This window comes from Streptomyces sp. NPDC102278, from assembly GCF_044766345.1.
Lineage (GTDB): Bacteria > Actinomycetota > Actinomycetes > Streptomycetales > Streptomycetaceae > Streptomyces.
Genome location: NZ_JBIWLV010000019.1, coordinates 1 through 16,137, shown reverse-complemented (window position 1 = coordinate 16,137; position 16,137 = coordinate 1). Strand labels below are relative to the sequence as shown.

Here is a 16,137-nt window from a genome sequence, read left to right as displayed (position 1 = left end):
CGGGGGTCCCCGCCCGGCCGCCGGGGCCGTCAGGCGCGCAGGGTCGCGGCGAGTGCGGCCAGGAAGGCGGCGACCTGCCCCGGCCCGGGAAGGACGAGGTCGGCGCGGGAGGCGAGTTCCGGCACCTCGGAGCCGCTGGCCACCAGCAGGCCCGGCAGCCCGTCGGCCCGGCGCTTCTCGACGGCGGCGTAGGCGGCGAGGTCCCCGAGGTCGTCCCCGGCGTACAGCACCGCCTCGGCGCCCACCTCCGCGAGGTACTCGGTCAGGGCGACGCCCTTGTCCATGCCGGGCGGCCGCAGCTCCAGCACGGCCCGTCCCGGCTCGACCATCAGCCCGTGCCGTGCCGCCAGGTCCGCGAGGGGTTCGCGCAGCGCGGCGAAGGCCGCTTCGGGGTCGGCGGCCCTGCGGGTGTGGACGGCCAGCGCCTGGCCCTTCTCCTCGATCCAGGTGCCGCGCCAGGCCCCGATGGACTCCAGGAAGCCGGGCAGTTCGGCCCGTACGGCCGCGACCCCGGGGTGTTCGGCGGGCGCGTGCACGATGCCGGTGACGGCGTCCCACCGCTCGGCCCCGTAGTGCCCGAGCACCACCAGGTGTTCCAGCCCCGGGACGCCGGCGAAGCCCCCGTACCGGACGGCGACCCCGGCCGGCCGGCCGGTGACCACGGCCACGGCGGCCACCTCGGGGGCGAGCGCGGCCAGCGCCGGTAGGGCGTCCGGGTGGGCGCGGGCCTGGTCGGGGTCGGGAACGATGTCGGCGAGGGTGCCGTCGAAGTCGAGGGCGACGACGGACCGGCGCGGTGCTCGGAGCAGGGCTTCGAGTCCCTCGCGTCCGGCGGCTGTGGCGGGCACGGGCATCGGCAGATCGTGCGGGTGGCTCCCCATGGGGACGACCCTAACGGTCCGCTCGTACGAGGGCTATCGCCGGGCCCGCTGTGCTTCGCGGATCCGGCGGAGCCGGTTGACCGTGCCCGGGGCGTGCTCCAGTGCCCGTGGGTCGTCCATCAGGGCGTTGAGCAGCTGGTAGTACCGGACGGGGGGCATGCCCAGTCCTTCGCGAATGGCCCGTTCCTTGGCGCCGGGGCCCGACCAGGTACGTCCCTCGTACGCGAGCACGGCGGCCTCGGTGGCCGTCAACCGCCCGTCGTCCGTCATACGGCCAGATTAACGCCGGCCACCGACACCGCCCCGGCGACCCCGGGGCGGTGCGGGTCTCACTGGTCCTCGTCCGCCTTGCGCGCGGCCAGCGCGATCTCGTTCAGGACCTTCTCGGGCTGTCCGCCGGGCTTGACGGTCGAGCCGATGTTCTTCTTGACGTCCTCGCTGACGCCCGCCCAGGACTTCTTGCCGACCGGGTACAGCTTGGAGTTCGGCAGCGCCGCCAGGAAGGTCTTCAGCTGCGGGGCGGAGCCGCCGGTGGCGTTCTGCATGGCCCGGTAGCCGCTGGTGGTGACGGGCAGCAGGCCGTACTGGTTGGTGAAGGCGGTCACATTGTCGGCCTGGTAGAGGAAGTCGAGGAACTGCCCCGACTCCTTCTTGTGGCCGTTCTTGAAGGCCATCACCCAGTCCGCGACGCCCATCGCGGAGTGCTCGGTGCCGTCGACCGTGGGCATGGGCACCATGCCGAACTTGAGGCCCTTCGCGGTGGCCTGCTTGATCAGCGTGGGGTGGCCGTTGAGCATGCCGACCTCGCCGCGGGTGAAGGCGTCGAAGGCGCCCTGGCGGTCGTACTTGCCCGGCTCGACGGAGCCGGTCAGGCCCTGGCCGACCAGCTTGTCGCGCAGGAACTCCAGCGTCTTGACGTTCTCCGCGGAGTCGATCGAGTAGTTCTCCTCGTTGTCGGTGTAGCCGCCACCGCCCGCGAGCAGCCAGTTCATCGTCTCGGCCTGGGCCTCCTCGCGGCCGAGCGGCAGCGCGAAGGGGGTGGGGACGCCGTTGCCCTTGAGCTTCTTGGCGGCCGCCTCCAGCTCCGCCCAGCTCTTCGGCTGCCAGCCGCCCTTGGCGTCCTTCGGCAGCACGCCCGCGTCCGTGAGCAGCTTCTCGTTGTAGAAGAGCAGTCGGGTGCTGGCCACGAAGGGCAGGCCGTACTGGGTGCGCTTGTGCTTGCCGGCGTCGGCGAGCGGGGCGAGGAAGTCGGCTTCGGTCTGCACGGAGAGCAGCTCGTCGGCGGTGTAGAGCTTGTCCGCCTCGGCGTAGTCGGCGTAGGCGCCGATCTGCGCGATGTCGGGGGCCTTGTTCGCCTTGACCATCGCGGCGACCTTCGCGTCGACCTCGGTCCAGGAGTAGACGTCGACCTCGACCTTGACGCCCGGGTGGTCCTTCTGGAACTTCTCGGCGAGGCCCTTCCAGTAGCCGGTCGAGGAGTTCTGCGGATTGTCGCCGTAGTCGGCCGCCACGACCCGGAGGGTCACCTCGTTGTCCCCGGTGAGCGCCGACACGGATCCGCAGCCGGTCAGCGTCGTGGTCAGGCACAGCGCGGCCCCGGTCGCGGCCAGGCTCAGGTAACGGCCCTTCACAGTTCTCCATCCACCCCTTGTTGTACGTACGATTCGACGTAAGGTCTACACCACTTTGGCGACGCGTCCACATCCTGGAGCGCCCCGCGCCCGGACCGTGTCCGGACTGTTGCCGGACCAGGGTCCCGAATTTGTATGGCCGCTCAACAATCCTCCCCATTGGACTAGACCTTTGCCTCTCCAGCACGCGAGACTGTCCCCGTGAAACCCGTGAAACACGTCATTGCCCTCGATGTGGGCGGCACCGGGATGAAGGCCGCCCTCGTCGCGGAGGACGGCACCCTGCTGCACGAGGCGCGCCGCGCCACCGGCCGCGAGCGGGGCGCCGAGGCCGTCGTCGAGACGATCCTGGACTTCGCCTGCGAACTGCTCGACCTGGGCCGCGCCCGCTTCGCCACGGCCGCCTCGGCCGCCGGCGTGGCCGTGCCCGGCATCGTCGACGCCGAGAACGGGATCGCCGTCTACGCGGCGAACCTGGGCTGGCGCGACGTACCCATGCGCGAGCTGCTCGGCAGACGCCTCGGCGGCATCCCCGTGGCCCTCGGCCACGACGTGCGCACGGGCGGACTCGCGGAGGGCCGCATCGGCGCGGGCCGGGACGCGGACCGGTTCCTCTTCGTCCCCCTCGGCACCGGCATCGCCGGCGCCATCGGCATCGCCGGGCGCATCGAGGCGGGCGCGCACGGCTACGCCGGCGAGATCGGTCACATCGTGGTCCGCCCCGGCGGCCCCGCCTGCGGCTGCGGGCAGCACGGCTGCCTGGAGACGCTCGCCTCCGCCGCCGCCGTCAGCCGCGCCTGGGCCGCCGCCTGCGGCGACCCCGAGGCCGACGCGGCCGACTGCGCCGAGGCCGTCGCCTCCGGCGACGAACGCGCCCGGGCGGTGTGGCAGACCGCCATCGGCGCCCTCGCCGACGGCCTGGTCACCGCGATCACCCTGCTGGACCCGCGCACGCTGATCATCGGTGGCGGGCTCGCCGAGGCGGGGGAAACCTTGTTCACACCACTTCGGACGGCCGTGGAGGAGCGCGTGACGTTCCAGCGGCTGCCCGAGATCGTTCCGGCGGCCCTCGGGGACACCGCCGGATGCCTGGGCGCAGGGCTGCTCGCCTGGGACCTACTCGCCACGGAGGTACCTGCCTGATGTCCGGAAGCGCGCACAGCACTGTTCTCTCCGGCGCCAAGGTGGTGCTGCCCACCGGGATCGTGGCGGGCGGGCGCGTCATCGTCGACGGCGAGCGCGTCGCGGGCAGCGCCCGCGAGGACGCCCGCGTCGTGGACCTGACCGGCCACTGGATCGTCCCGGGCTTCGTGGACATGCACAACCACGGCGGGGGCGGCGCCTCCTTCACCTCCGGCACCGCCGACGAGGTCCTCAAGGGCGTACGCACCCACCGCGAGCACGGCACGACCACCGTGATCGCCTCCACCGTCACCGGCGACCTCGACGAGCTGGCCCGGCGCGCGGGCCTGCTCGCCGAGCTGACGCAGCAGGGCGAGATCGCGGGCATCCACTTCGAGGGGCCGTTCATCAACCCCTGCCGCAAGGGCGCCCACAAGGAGGACCTGCTCCGCGACCCCGACCCGGCCGAGGTCCGCAAGCTGATCGACGCCTCGCACGGCGCCGCCCGGATGTTCACCCTGGCCACCGAACTGCCGGGCGGACTGGACTCCGTACGGCTGCTGGCCGAGCACGGGGTCATCGCGGCCATCGGCCACACCGACTCCACGTACGAGCAGACGCGCCAGGCCATCGACGCGGGCGCGACCGTGGCCACCCACCTCTACAACGCCATGCCCGGCCTGGAGCACCGCTCCCCCGGCCCGATCGCGGCGCTGCTGGAGGACGAGCGGGTCACCGTCGAGCTGATCAACGACGGCACGCACCTGCACCCCGCGATGCTGGAACTGGCCTTCCACCACGCGGGCGCCCACCGCGTCGCGCTGATCACCGACGCGATGGACGCGGCCGGGTTCGGCGACGGCACCTACCACCTCGGACCGCTGGAGGTCGAGGTCAAGGAGGGCGTGGCCCGCCTCGTCGAAGGCGGCTCCATCGCCGGTTCCACCCTGACCCTGGACACCGCCTTCAAGCGGTCGGTGACCGTGGACCAGCTCCCCGTCGAGTCCGTCGTCCAGGCGATCTCCGCGAACCCGGCCAAGCTCCTCGGCCTGTACGACGAGGTCGGTTCGCTGGAGCCCGGCAAGTACGCCGACCTGGTCGTCCTGGACGCGGAGTTCGAGGTCAAGGCAGTCATGCGGCGCGGCGAATGGATCGTCAACCCCGTTGCCTGACCCGCCCGGTCGGCTGCGAGGGACACGGCGGTTCGACCGGTGGGACCGGGCGAACGGGCCGGTGGGACCGGTCGATCGGCCGGTAGGACCGGGGCAATCGTCCGGTGGGGCCGGGCGCTCGGCTGGTGGGGCTGGGCGATCGGCCGGTGGGGCTGGGCGGGCCGCCTTCCGTTTGGCATGATCCCGGCATCCACCGAGACCGGGGCCTGCCATGATCCTCACCGTGACGCTCAACACCGCACTCGACGTCACCTACCGGGTGCCGCGACTGCGCCCGCACACCTCGCACCGGGTCACCGGCGCCTGCGAACGCCCCGGCGGCAAGGGCCTCAACGTGGCCCGCGTCTTGGCGGCCCTCGGCCACGAGGTCACCGCCACCGGCTTCGCGGGCGGCCCGGCGGGCACGGTCGTACGCGAGCTCCTGGCGGGCTCGCCGGGCGTGCTGGACGCCCTGATCCCCTGCGCCGGCGGCACCCGCCGCACCCTGGCCGTGGTCGACGAAACCTCCGGCGACACCACGCAGTTCAACGAACCGGGCCCGCAGATCGCCCCCGCCGAGTGGACCGGATTCCTCTCCCGCTACGGCGAACTCCTCGCCGGCGCCCGCGCGGTGGCCCTGTGCGGCAGCCTGCCTCCCGGCGTTCCGGTGGGCGCGTACGCGCTGCTCATACGGACGGCCCGCGCGGCCGGGGTCCCCGTACTGCTCGACACCGGCGGCGAGGCACTGCGCCGGGGCATCGCCGCCCGCCCCGAGATCATCAAGCCGAACGCGGCCGAACTCGCCGAACTCACCGGCTCCCGCGACCCGCTGCCCGCCACCCGCGACGCCCGCCGGCGCGGCGCCCACGCCGTGGTCACCTCGCTCGGCCCGGGCGGGCTGATCGCCGACACCGCCGAGGGCACCTGGCGGGCGACCCCGCCCCGCGCACTGAGCGGCAACCCCACCGGAGCCGGTGACTCCGCGGTGGCGGGGCTGCTGTCGGGCCTGGCGGAGGGACTGGACTGGCCGGAGCGGCTGACCCGCGCCGTCGCCCTGTCGGCGGCCACCGTCCACGCACCGGCGGCCGGCGAGTTCGACGCGGACACCTACGAGGAGTTCCGCGGCGCCGTCCGCGTCACGGGAGCCGGTCGGACGGCCGGCCCGCCGGAGCCCCACCGGGGCGCCCGCCCGCACAACCCCCGCGTCGCACGCCGGATCTGACGCGAAGGCCGGCACGACCGGACGCGAACGAACGGGCGGGGCGCCACTCCTGTGGCGCCCCGCCCGTTCGTCGCTTGTGCCGCGCCCGGTCAGCGCTCGTGCCGCGTCCGGTCAGCGCTTGACGTGCCCCCGGCCCAGGTTGAGCTGGTCGAAGATCGCCTCGCACTTGTCGCCGGCCTCACACGAGATCTTCATCGTGTTCGTGCCCTTCTTCAGGTTTATCCACGCGAAGGTGGTCGTCCACCCCTTGTCCCAGGCGCCCTCGGACGCCTTGGCGAAGTTCGCCAGGTTCAGGCTCTGGTTGGGGCTCTGCCCGTTGATCGTCAAGGTCGCCTTCGCGTCCTTGCCGGGTACCCCGTAGTTCACGAAGAGCGTGTACTTGCCGTCCTCCGGCAGGTCGACCGTCCAGGTCAGCGCGGCGCCCTGGTGGTTGAACTCGCCCACGTACTGGCCGCCGGTGCTCTTCGACCCGGGCACGGCGCTCTGCAACTTCGCCCCGCCCGACAGGAACATGCCGGCGCCCGCCGCGTCGCCGTTCGGCAGCGGTGCCTGCGAGGGCTCGGGGGAGCCGCTCGGCTCGGGGTCCGCCGACTTGTTCGGGGCAACCGGCTGCTGCGACTGACCGGCCGCCTGCCCCTTGTCGTCCTTCTCCTTGCCGTCGTCGCCGAAGACGAGGGCCGCGCCGATGCCGATCACGACCGCGCCGACCACCGCGACCGCCGCGATCAGCAGCCCGCGGCGGCTGGAGCCGCCGCCACCGCCGCCGTGCCCGCCGTGTCCGCCGGGAGCCGTGGCCGCATGGGTCTGCGTCTGCGCGGACTGGTGCTGCGGCGGGACACCGTAGCCGCCCGCCTGGAGTGCCTCGGGGGCCTGGTACTGGGCCTCGTAGGACTGCGGGGGCTGCTGGTAACCCTGCTGGTACGGGACGGGACCGCGCTGGCCGCGAGACGTCCGCTCACCGACGGTCCGCACCTGGTTGTACGAGGTCCGGGGGACACCGGGCTGTGCTCCGGCCTGGCCCCCGCCCGTCGGGCCGGGGTAGCCGTACCCACCGCCCGACGTGGGCGGGGTGGCTCCGGCGGCCTGGCCGTCCGCGTAGAGGTAGCCGAACGGGTCGTCGTCCTCGGGCTTGTTCGCCCCACTGTTCGGGCCGTTGTTCGCGGGCGTCGTCATCGCAGGTCACTCCTTTCGACCCACGGGAGCCTACCCCGAACACGTGCGCCCACGGGCGGCCGATCGGCTCAGCCGGCCCGGCGGTGCGCCTTGGAACGGGACCTCTTCTCGATGTACATCCGCTGGTCGGCGGAGCGCAGCACCTCGTCCGCGGACATCCCGCACCCGGCCCAGCCGATGCCGAAACTCGCTCCCACACGGACCGCCCGGCCGTCCACCCTGATCGGCGGGATGATCGCATTGCGCAGCCGGACGGCCAGGTCGGCGGCGTCGGCCGCCCCCAGCCCGTCGGCGAGGACGACGAATTCGTCACCACCCAGCCGGGCGACGGTGTCACCGTCCCTGACGCCCGTCGTCAGCCGCCGGGCGACCTCGATGAGGACCGCGTCGCCCGTGTGGTGCCCGAACCGGTCGTTGATCGACTTGAACCCGTCGAGATCACAGAAGAGGACGGCCAGGCCCTTCGTTCCGTCGTCGACCTCCGGATCGGGCGCGACCGCGTGCACGTGGTGGTCGAACGGGCCCGCGTCCCCCGCGCCCGGGGCCCCGCCCACCGCGGCGCCCGGGAACTCGAACGGGTCGGGCACCGCGAAACCGTGCGAGCCGTCGGGCCGAAAGCCGTGCTCGACGGCACCACCCGCCTCGGGCCGCCCCTCGTAGGCCGCGTCCAGCGCCTCCACGGCCGTGGCGCGCACGGACTGCGGCCTGCGACAGAGCCGCGACCCCAGGCGGGAACGCAGCTCGGCGCTGTTGGGCAGGCCGGTCAGCGAATCGTGGCTGGCCCGGTGCGCGAGCTGGAGTTCGTGCCGCTTGCGCTCCTCGATGTCCTCGACGTGCGTGAGCAGGAAGCGCGGCCCGTCGGCCGCGTCGGCCACCACGGAATTGCGCAGCGACACCCATACATAGGTACCGTCGCGCCGCCCCAGCCTCAGCTCGGCCCGGCCGCCCTCGGCGGAGGTCCGCAGCAGGGTGCCGATGTCCTCGGGGTGCACGAGGTCGGAGAAGGAGTACCGGCGCAGCACGGAGGCCGGCCGACCCAGCAGCCGGCACAGCGCGTCGTTGGTGCGCAGCAGCCGACCGTGCTGGTCGCCGCCCATCTCGGCGATGGCCATGCCGCTGGGCGCGTACTCGAAGGCCTGGCGGAACGACTCCTCGCTGGCGCGCAGCGCCTGCTGCTCCCTTTCGAGCCGGACGAGGGCCCGTTGCATGTTCGCGCGAAGGCGTGCGTTGCTGATCGCAATCGCCGCCTGGAAGGCGTACATCTGGAGCGCCTCGCGCCCCCACGCGCCCGGGCGGCGCCCGTTGCGCGGTCTGTCCACCGAAATGACACCCAGAAGTTCCCCGCCCGACGCATACATGGGGGCGTAGAGCCGGTCCTCGGGGTGCCACTCGTCCTCGAAGCGCGGATCGGGGCCGTCGGTGTGCCACTGGGGGACGTCGTCCTCCATCAGGACCCAGCCCTCGGTGTGCGGGATGAAGCGGAGCCCGTCCCAGTTCTCACCCATCGTCAGCCGGCGTTCCCAGGCGGGGCGGGAACCGACCCGACCCGTGATCAGCGCCTCGGCGGCGGGGTCGCCGGCGAAGGCGGCGACGACGAGATCCCCGTCAGGACGTACGAGGTTGACACAGGCGAGTTCGTAGCCGAGGCCCACGACGATGCCGTCGACGACGGTCTGCAGGGTGTCCGCGAGGCTCCGGGCCGTGTTGAGTTCGGCCACCACCCGATGCAGCTGTCGCAGGGTCGCAAGACGGACGTACGGCTCCGACTCGGTCTCCATTGTTCGCTCTCCCCGAGACCTCGACAGCAACTCCAGGTTTGTCATCGGCGTTTCGTTGCGGTGTCCCGTCCACTGAATCACAGTGAGCTGTGCGGCAGGTACACAGGGTCAACAAATCTTGCCCTCTGTGACTCAAGTCACATGAGATGAATAACGATGCCCCCGGGTCGATCCCCGGGCCGCGCGGCGCCTGGGAGCGCTCCCCCGCCTTTCCGGGAGCAAACGTGAAGTGATGGCCTAGGCCAAGCGGCGGGGACGCGGCTCGGACCAGCGCCCGATGTGCGCCCCTGGACGGCGGGGATAGCGTTCCAAGCGTGCCGAACACGACCTCCGTACCTCCCGCCCCGTCCCCGACCCCGCATCCTGAGGGGGTGAGCAACGACGAGTTCCGCGCGGCCATGTCCCGGCTGGCCGCGGGTGTGTGCCTGATCACCGCACACGAACCCGCCCTGACGGCGGACGGACCGCGCGGCGAGGACGTCGGCATGACGGCGACCGCCTTCATGTCCGTCTCCCTGGACCCTCCGATGGTCCTGGTGAGCCTGCGCGAGGGCTCCCGCATGGACGACCTGCTGGCGGAGCAGCCGCTGTGGGGGGCCTCGATCCTGGCGGACGGCCAGCTCCAGATCGCGGGCAGGTTCGCGATGAAGGGCCGGATCAGCGATCGTCTGCTGTTCGAGGGCCTGCCCCAGGTCCGCGGCGCCGTCTCCGGAGCCCTGCTGCTCACCGGCGCCCTGGCCACCCTGGAGTGCCGTACCGAGTCCCGCGTCGAGGCCGGCGATCACACCCTGGTCCTCGCCCGCGTCCTGACGACCACTCTGCCGGCCCCGGACTCACCGCCCCTGACCTACTTCCGCGGCCGCTACCGCCACCTGGCGGGCTGACGCGGGAGGCCGCGCCGGTCGGCGTTCCCGGCCGCGAGTGCCGGTCGGCGTTCCCGGCCGCGCCGGCGGACGGGGCGTGGGGCTCCTTGGCTCCGGAGCGCCCGGGGGCCGCTACCAGTCGCGCGCGGTCCGTCCCCGCTTCGTCTCGCCCCGGGCCTTCTTCTCCCGCAGCCGCCGCTCGTTGATCCCCCGGGGGATCCTCGTCGCCCGCCGGGCCTTCGGCGGCGGCGCCGTCGCCTCCGCCAGCAGCGCGGCCATCCGTACCAGCGCCATCTCCCGGTTGCGGAACTGCGAGCGGTGCTCGGACGCCCGTACGGTCACCACCCCGTCCACCAGCCGCGAGGCGAGCCGCTCCAGCGCCCGTTCCTTCCACACGTCCGGCAGCGCCTTCGTCGCCGCCACGTCGAACAGCAGCTCGACCCGCGAGTCCGAGGTGTTCACGTGCTGACCACCCGGCCCGGAGGAGCGCGAGAACCGCCAGCCGAGCTCGCCCTCGGGCAACACGACCGAACCACGAATGACATAGGGACCAGGCATGCCCCCAATGATCCCGCCCCGGCCCGGCCCCGTCACCCATTTTTCGCCGGTCGCGGGGCCTGGAACCTACGGACCCCCTCCCCGCGTTATGAAGGTCAGCGGTAACTTGGCCACATCTCGCGGTCATGTGACGAGGAAGGGACACCAGTCAAAATGGCAGTAAGCCTGTCCAAGGGCGGCAACGTCTCGCTCACCAAGGAGGCCCCGGGCCTCAGTGCCGTCACGGTCGGCCTCGGCTGGGACGTCCGTACGACGACCGGTGTCGACTTCGACCTGGACGCCTCCGCCATCGCCGTCAACCCGACGGGCAAGGTCGTCTCCGACGGTCACTTCGTGTTCTTCAACAACAAGTCCACCCCGGACCAGACCATCGTCCACACCGGTGACAACCGCACCGGTGAGGGTTCGGGCGACGACGAGGCCATCAACGTCAACCTGGCCGGCCTGCCGGCCGATGTCGACAAGATCGTCTTCCCCGTCTCCATCTACGACGCCGAGACCCGCAGCCAGAACTTCGGCCAGGTCCGCAACGCGTACATCCGCGTCGTGAACCAGGCCGGCGGCGCCGAGATCGCCCGCTACGACCTCTCCGAGGACGCGGCGACCGAGACCGCCATGGTCTTCGGCGAGCTCTACCGCAGCGGCGCCGAGTGGAAGTTCCGCGCGGTCGGCCAGGGGTACGCCTCCGGCCTGACCGGCATCGCCCAGGACTTCGGCGTCAACGTCTGATCTCCGCGGCATCGCCGCCGGTGAAGCCCCCTCCCCCCGTCCGGGGAGGGGAGCTTCGCTACCGTTCGCCAGGTGATCCTGCAACCGCTCGTTCCCGTCGACGGCGCCCTGCCCGGCCCGGTCCTCACCGAGATCGCCACGCTCTACGCGACCAACCACGCGTTCTTCGAGCTCAGCGGCGACTTCCCCGACCCGGCCCGCATCACGGTCGAACAGGTCGCCGAGGCCCTCGCCGACGAACTCGCCCACGAGGGCGCCGAAGTACTGATGGCCCGTTCCGCCGGCCGTCTCGTCGGACTGGCCGCCACCCTCGCCCACCGCGACGGAGCCTCCCCGGGCGACCCGGACTCCACCGACCCGGACCCCTGGATCGGCCTGCTCCTCATCGACGCGACCGCGCACCGCGCGGGCCACGGCAGCGCCCTCGCCGGCCTCGTCGCGGACCGCTTCCGCGCCGCGGGCCGTACGGGCCTGCGGATCGCCGTGCTCGACAACAACCCCGGCGCCCTTGCCTTCTGGCGCGCCCAGGGGTACGCGGTCCTGCGCCAGGCCACCGACCGCGAACTCGGGCGCCCCTGCACGGTCCTGCGCAAGGCCCTGTGAACCGCCGCGTGAACCACGCGCGTGATCACTGCACCGAGGCCCTGTCGGCTCAGGTCTCGGGACGGTCCTCGCCGTACAGCCAGACGTCCCAGACCTCCTTCAGGTCGTGGCCCGTCTTCTTCTGCGCGTAGGCGGTGAAGTCGGCCGTACTCGCGTTGCCGTGCCGGTGCTCCGCGGCCCAGCCGCGCAGCAGGGCGAAGAACTTCGCGTCCCCGACCTCCTGCCGGATCCGGTGCAGCACCATCGCGCCCCGGGCGTACACGGGTGCCTCGGAGATGTCCTCCGGGCCGGGCGGCGCGGCCGGCGGGAACGCGTCCCAGTCGGAGTCGGCGGCCGGGTCGACCTTCGTGTCACCCGCGAGGAACGCGTCGAACCGTTCCTGCGCGCCGGCCCCGCCGTGCTCCTCCGCCCACAGCCACTCGGCGTAGGTGGCGAAGCCCTCGTTGAGCCACATGTCCTTCCAGGACTTCGGCGACACCGAGTCGCCGAACCACTGGTGGGCCAGCTCGTGCACGATCAGCTCCTCGTCGGGAGCGCCCGAGTAGACGGGTTTGGTCTGGGTCTCCAGCGCGTAGGTGAGGGTCCCGTCCGGCACCACGATCGTCCCCACCGTGCCGAAGGGATACGGCCCGAACTTGCCGCTGCCCCACTCCACGACCTCGGGGATCCGGGCCAGCGCGGCCGCGCTGTCCTGTGCCTCGTCCGGCGACACGGCGTTGTAGACGCCGATCCCGGAGGGCGTGCGACCGGTGGACACCTTGAACTTCCCGACGGCGGCGGTCGCCAGATAACTCGCCATCGGCTCCGGGTTGTGCCACGCGAACTCGGTCCGACCGTCGCCGACGTCGGTGCGCGAGCGGAGCTCGCCGTTCGACACGGCCTCGTAGCCGTCCGGCACGGTCAGCCTGATGTCGTAGGTGGCCTTGTCGCTCGGGTGGTGGTTGCCGGGGAACCAGCCCATCGAGCCGACCGGCTCCCCCACCGCGACGGATCCGTCCTCGGTGGTGATCCAGCCCTCTTTGGAGCCGTCCGGGTCGGTGAGGGGCTTCGGCGTACCCGTGTAGTCGATCTCGGTACGGAAGACCTCGCCCTTCCTCAGGTCCTCGGGCGGGCGCACCGTCAGCTCGGTGCCCGACCGGTTGAAGCGGGCCGCCTCGCCCTCGACGGTGACGTTCTCGACGCGCAGGCCCGCGAAATCGAGGTTGAAGGAGCTGAGGCCCTGCTCGGCGCGGGCCGTGATGACGGCCGTGCCGTGCAGCTGCCTGTCGGCCGGGTCGTAGGCCAGGTCGAGGTCGTAGTGCTCCACCTGGTAGCCGCCGTTGCCGGCCTTGGGGAAGTACGGGTCGCGGACCCCGGACGCACCCGGCCGCCCCTGCACGGTGTCGCCCGTACAGCCCGCGGTGAGGGCGAGCAGGGCGGCGAGGGCGGGGGCGGCGAGGCGGGAGAGAGCGCGTGGGTCCACGCGTTCGATCCTAGGTGGGCACCCGGCGGGGCACGGTGTCGACGACAGGGCCGGGCGGGGTCAGTTGGTGAGGGAGTCCGCGCCGACCTTGGCGAACTTCTCGTCCAGGTCACCGCTCGGGGCGCCGGCCACGCCGATGCCGGCGACCGGGGCGCCCTTGGCCTGGACCGGGGTGCCGCCACCGAGGAAGAGGGTCCCGGGGATGTCCTTCAGGTTCGGGGTCTGGGCGAGCCGACCGGCCAGCACCGAGGTCGGGGCGTTCCAGGACACGGCCGTGTAGGCCTTGCGCTGCGCCGACTCGTAGGACTGCGGGCCGGCGCCGTCGCCGCGCAGGGTGACCAGGGTGTTGCCGTTGCGGTCCACCACCGCGACCGTCACCTTCTGGCCCTCCTTCTCGGCGGCCTCGAGCGCGGCCTGGGCGGCGCGGGAGGCGGCGTCGACGGTGAGGTGGGTCGAGGTGGTGAAGTTCCTGTCGTCGTCCTTCTTCGAGGAAGCGGCCTGGGCGGCGGCCGGGGCGGACTCGCTCTGCGCGGCGCTCGCGCTGACGGCGCCGAAGGTCCCGGCGCCGAGCGCGACGGCGAGAGCGGTACCGGTGAGAACGCGGGTGCGGGTGTTCATGTCTGCTCCTGGATGCGTCGGACTCGTTTCCCTGCTGCTCCAAGCCTCGGCCCGGGAAGCCGGCCCACCCGTCGCCGTACCGGCTCGCGACGGCCGGCGCACCGGTTGACCCGAGGGTCAACCGATCGGTCGATGCGCGCCGGGTACGCGGGAGGATTGGCTGGTCAGAGCGCGTCCGCGAGCGACGCGCTCGCCGGAGTCCCCGCCCGTAGGCCGCCCGAAGGCCCGTCCGAGAGCCTCGTCCGAGGGCCCCGTCCGAAGGCGCCGCCGCCGCGTCAGGCCTCAGGATGGACGTACGCACCACCCCACCCCAGGAGCACCCCGTGAGCCCCGCACCGCCGCGGAACCCCGACACCCGCGCCCTGGCCACCGTCATGCACACGGCGTTCTTCCTGCTCCTGGGCGCCTCCGTGGCCCGCTTCCTGCTGCGGCACCCCGGCGAGCCCCGCACCCCGTGGATCATCGCCCTCAGCATCGTCCTCGCCCTGCTGTACGTCCTGGGCCCCGCCCTCGGCGCCGCGCCCACCGTGCGCAGGCTCCTGTGGCTCGGCCTGGTGGTGGCCACCTGGGTGGTCCTCGTCGTCCTCGCGCCGAGCTTCGCGTGGTGCGCCGTACCGCTCTTCTACACGGGGCTGCGCACCCTCCCGCCCCGCGCCGCCATCGTGCTCGTGGCCCTGCTCACCGTGTTCGTGGTGGCCGCCCAGCTGAAGCTGTCCCAGGCCTTCGACCCGAACCTGCTGCTCGCCCCGCCCGCCGTCGCCGCGCTCGCCACGGCCGTCTTCGTCCACACCGAACGCCAGGCCGAGGCCCAGCGCGCCCTGATCGACGACCTGATCCGGACCCGCCGGGAACTCGCCGCCACCGAACGTCGGGAAGGCACCCTCGCGGAACGCCAGCGCCTGTCGATGGAGATCCACGACACCCTGGCCCAGCACCTGTCGAGCCAGCAGATGCTGCTCCAGGCCGCCGACCGCACCTGGGACAGCGATCCCGGCACCGCCCGCGCGCACGTCCGTACCGCCACCGACATCGCCGCGCGCGGCCTCGCCGAGGCCCGCCGACTGGTCCACGACCTGGCCCCGCCGGAACTCGCGGGCGGCGCCGGCCTCGCCGACGCCCTGCGCGCCCTCGACGCGGGCCCCGACATCGAGGTCCGCTTCCACCTGGAAGGCACCCCGACCCCCCTCCCGGACCGGGCCGAATCCGCCCTCCTGCGGATCGCCCAAGGCGCGCTGGCCAACGTCCGCGAACACTCCGGCGCCCGCACCGCCGCCCTCACCCTGAGCTTCCTCGGCGACCAGGTGGTCCTGGACGTCGCGGACGACGGCCACGGCTTCCCCCGCCCCCCGGAGCCGGTGCCTGGTGGGGGGCCGGTGCCTGGTGGGGGCGTGGGTGGGGGGTCGGTGGGCGGCGGGCCCGTACCTGGCGGGGGCGTGCGCGGAGGAGCGGTGGGCGGCGGGCCCGTGACCGGCAACCGCGGCCACGGGCTCCCGGCCATACGCGCCCGCGTCAGCCAGCTCGGCGGCGACCTCACCGTCGAATCCACCCCGGGCGAGGGCACGGTCCTCTCCGCCTCGATCCCCCTGGAGCCCACCGGATGACGACGATCCTGCTCTGCGACGACCACGTGGTGGTCCGCGCCGGCCTGCTCGCCCTGTTGGGCAGCGAGCCCGACATCGAGGTCCTCGGCGAAGCCGGCAGCGGCGAGGAAGCCGTCGCGCTGGCCGTGAAACTCCGCCCCGACGTGGTCCTGATGGACCTCCAGCTCGGCGAGGGCATCGACGGCGTCGAAGCCACCCGCCGCATCACGGCGCTCGCCGACCCGCCGCACGTACTGGTACTGACCACGTACGACACCGACGCCGACATCACCCGGGCCATCGGCGCGGGCGCCACCGGCTACCTCCTCAAGGCGGAACGCCCCGAGGAGCTCTTCGCCGCGATCCACTCCGCGGCGGCCGGCCGCACCACGCTCTCCGAGCCGGTGGCCAGCCGGGTGATGGCCCACATGCGGGGCACCCGGCCCACCCTGACGGACCGTGAACTGGACATCCTGGGCCAGCTGGCCCGCGGCCTCGGCAACCGCGACATCGCCCGCGCGCTGTTCATCAGCGAAGCCACGGTCAAGACCCACCTGGGCCGCATCTACGACAAGCTCGGCGTGGAAACGCGCGCGGGGGCGGTGTCGGTGGCCAAGGAACAACGCCTGCTGCCTTGATGGGGGCCGGTCCCTGCGGGTCCCGCCGGGTGGTTGCGGTTGGTTGCTGCCGGTCCCGGCTGCGCCGGGCGCCTCAAGCGCCGGCGGGGCTGGGTGGTGGGGGTGGGGCGGGGGGGGGGGGGGGGGGG

The 16,137-nt window shown here is 72.9% G+C and carries 16 protein-coding genes; 8 read left to right on the top strand and 8 right to left on the bottom strand.

The window, feature by feature from the left end:
* Positions 1-29: 29 nt before the first annotated feature.
* The 3 genes from otsB to ACIRO3_RS31380 are packed head-to-tail and all read right to left on the bottom strand — an operon-like array spanning position 30 to position 2,512.
* Positions 30-881 (bottom strand): trehalose-phosphatase, encoded by an 852-nt coding sequence (otsB, locus tag ACIRO3_RS31390; protein ID WP_404142448.1) that lies wholly within the window; start codon positions 879-881, stop codon positions 30-32.
* A 33-nt stretch (positions 882-914) separates the two neighbouring features.
* Complete coding sequence (locus tag ACIRO3_RS31385; RefSeq protein ID WP_053681130.1) at positions 915-1,151, bottom strand: DUF3263 domain-containing protein; 237 nt, start codon at positions 1,149-1,151, stop codon at positions 915-917.
* 59 nt (positions 1,152-1,210) lie between these two features.
* The gene (locus ACIRO3_RS31380; protein ID WP_404142445.1) at positions 1,211-2,512 is read right to left on the bottom strand and encodes an extracellular solute-binding protein; all 1,302 of its coding nucleotides are present in this window, start codon (positions 2,510-2,512) and stop codon (positions 1,211-1,213) included.
* Positions 2,513-2,722: 210 nt separating this feature from the next.
* Between ACIRO3_RS31380 and ACIRO3_RS31375 the strand changes: the two genes are divergently transcribed.
* From ACIRO3_RS31375 to ACIRO3_RS31365, 3 genes are all read left to right on the top strand, one after another.
* The gene (locus ACIRO3_RS31375) at positions 2,723-3,655 is read left to right on the top strand and encodes an ROK family protein (protein ID WP_361777419.1); all 933 of its coding nucleotides are present in this window, start codon (positions 2,723-2,725) and stop codon (positions 3,653-3,655) included.
* Positions 3,655-4,806, top strand: a complete 1,152-nt coding sequence (nagA, locus tag ACIRO3_RS31370) for an N-acetylglucosamine-6-phosphate deacetylase (RefSeq protein ID WP_404142443.1) — start codon at positions 3,655-3,657, stop codon at positions 4,804-4,806. Before ACIRO3_RS31375 ends, nagA begins: the two co-directional genes overlap by 1 nt.
* A gap of 211 nt (positions 4,807-5,017) precedes the next feature.
* A complete protein-coding gene (locus tag ACIRO3_RS31365; RefSeq protein ID WP_404142440.1) occupies positions 5,018-6,007 on the top strand; it encodes a 1-phosphofructokinase family hexose kinase in 990 nt (329 codons plus the stop codon).
* Between the two features lie 111 nt (positions 6,008-6,118).
* Here the strand turns inward: ACIRO3_RS31365 and ACIRO3_RS31360 are convergent, their stop codons facing one another.
* Both ACIRO3_RS31360 and cdgB read right to left on the bottom strand, forming a co-directional pair.
* Complete coding sequence (locus ACIRO3_RS31360) at positions 6,119-7,180, bottom strand: CBM35 domain-containing protein (protein WP_404142438.1); 1,062 nt, start codon at positions 7,178-7,180, stop codon at positions 6,119-6,121.
* A 68-nt stretch (positions 7,181-7,248) separates the two neighbouring features.
* Positions 7,249-8,958 carry a diguanylate cyclase CdgB gene (cdgB, locus tag ACIRO3_RS31355; RefSeq protein ID WP_404142435.1) on the bottom strand — a complete coding sequence of 570 codons (1,710 nt, stop codon included), beginning with the start codon at positions 8,956-8,958 and terminating at the stop codon, positions 7,249-7,251.
* Between the two features lie 314 nt (positions 8,959-9,272).
* Here cdgB and ACIRO3_RS31350 point away from each other — a divergent pair, with 314 nt between their 5' ends.
* The gene (locus ACIRO3_RS31350; RefSeq protein WP_404142434.1) at positions 9,273-9,842 is read left to right on the top strand and encodes a flavin reductase family protein; all 570 of its coding nucleotides are present in this window, start codon (positions 9,273-9,275) and stop codon (positions 9,840-9,842) included.
* A 111-nt stretch (positions 9,843-9,953) separates the two neighbouring features.
* On the opposite strand, the gene arfB is transcribed toward ACIRO3_RS31350, so the two are convergent.
* Positions 9,954-10,379, bottom strand: a complete 426-nt coding sequence (gene arfB, locus ACIRO3_RS31345; protein ID WP_361777185.1) for an alternative ribosome rescue aminoacyl-tRNA hydrolase ArfB — start codon at positions 10,377-10,379, stop codon at positions 9,954-9,956.
* 153 nt (positions 10,380-10,532) lie between these two features.
* Between arfB and ACIRO3_RS31340 the strand changes: the two genes are divergently transcribed.
* Complete coding sequence (locus ACIRO3_RS31340; protein ID WP_267825476.1) at positions 10,533-11,108, top strand: TerD family protein; 576 nt, start codon at positions 10,533-10,535, stop codon at positions 11,106-11,108.
* Positions 11,109-11,180: 72 nt separating this feature from the next.
* The gene (locus ACIRO3_RS31335) at positions 11,181-11,711 is read left to right on the top strand and encodes a GNAT family N-acetyltransferase (RefSeq protein WP_361777181.1); all 531 of its coding nucleotides are present in this window, start codon (positions 11,181-11,183) and stop codon (positions 11,709-11,711) included.
* A gap of 49 nt (positions 11,712-11,760) precedes the next feature.
* Here ACIRO3_RS31335 and ACIRO3_RS31330 read toward each other — a convergent pair whose 3' ends face one another.
* Both ACIRO3_RS31330 and ACIRO3_RS31325 read right to left on the bottom strand, forming a co-directional pair.
* On the bottom strand, positions 11,761-13,173 hold the full coding sequence (locus ACIRO3_RS31330) for a M1 family metallopeptidase (RefSeq protein ID WP_404142431.1): 1,413 nt from the start codon (positions 13,171-13,173) through the stop codon (positions 11,761-11,763).
* 60 nt (positions 13,174-13,233) lie between these two features.
* Entirely contained in the window at positions 13,234-13,791 is a 558-nt protein-coding gene (locus ACIRO3_RS31325; RefSeq protein ID WP_404142428.1) for a heme-binding protein, read from the bottom strand.
* A 287-nt stretch (positions 13,792-14,078) separates the two neighbouring features.
* Between ACIRO3_RS31325 and ACIRO3_RS31320 the strand changes: the two genes are divergently transcribed.
* A complete protein-coding gene (locus ACIRO3_RS31320; protein ID WP_404142425.1) occupies positions 14,079-15,392 on the top strand; it encodes a sensor histidine kinase in 1,314 nt (437 codons plus the stop codon).
* On the top strand, positions 15,389-16,009 hold the full coding sequence (locus ACIRO3_RS31315) for a response regulator (protein WP_404142422.1): 621 nt from the start codon (positions 15,389-15,391) through the stop codon (positions 16,007-16,009). Before ACIRO3_RS31320 ends, ACIRO3_RS31315 begins: the two co-directional genes overlap by 4 nt.
* The last annotated feature ends 128 nt before the right edge of the window (positions 16,010-16,137 follow it).

What these genes read in the sequence shown, in the direction of transcription:
- cdgB (WP_404142435.1), bottom strand. Translation starts at nt 8,958, where the DNA reads ATGGAGACCGAGTCGGAGCCGTACGTCCGTCTTGCGACCCTGCGACAG.
- ACIRO3_RS31340 (WP_267825476.1), top strand. Translation starts at nt 10,533, where the DNA reads ATGGCAGTAAGCCTGTCCAAGGGCGGCAACGTCTCGCTCACCAAGGAG.
- nagA (WP_404142443.1), top strand. Translation starts at nt 3,655, where the DNA reads ATGTCCGGAAGCGCGCACAGCACTGTTCTCTCCGGCGCCAAGGTGGTG.
- otsB (WP_404142448.1), bottom strand. Translation starts at nt 881, where the DNA reads ATGGGGAGCCACCCGCACGATCTGCCGATGCCCGTGCCCGCCACAGCC.
- ACIRO3_RS31320 (WP_404142425.1), top strand. Translation starts at nt 14,079, where the DNA reads ATGGACGTACGCACCACCCCACCCCAGGAGCACCCCGTGAGCCCCGCA.
- ACIRO3_RS31315 (WP_404142422.1), top strand. Translation starts at nt 15,389, where the DNA reads ATGACGACGATCCTGCTCTGCGACGACCACGTGGTGGTCCGCGCCGGC.
- arfB (WP_361777185.1), bottom strand. Translation starts at nt 10,379, where the DNA reads ATGCCTGGTCCCTATGTCATTCGTGGTTCGGTCGTGTTGCCCGAGGGC.
- ACIRO3_RS31385 (WP_053681130.1), bottom strand. Translation starts at nt 1,151, where the DNA reads ATGACGGACGACGGGCGGTTGACGGCCACCGAGGCCGCCGTGCTCGCG.
- ACIRO3_RS31360 (WP_404142438.1), bottom strand. Translation starts at nt 7,180, where the DNA reads ATGACGACGCCCGCGAACAACGGCCCGAACAGTGGGGCGAACAAGCCC.
- ACIRO3_RS31365 (WP_404142440.1), top strand. Translation starts at nt 5,018, where the DNA reads ATGATCCTCACCGTGACGCTCAACACCGCACTCGACGTCACCTACCGG.
- ACIRO3_RS31325 (WP_404142428.1), bottom strand. Translation starts at nt 13,791, where the DNA reads ATGAACACCCGCACCCGCGTTCTCACCGGTACCGCTCTCGCCGTCGCG.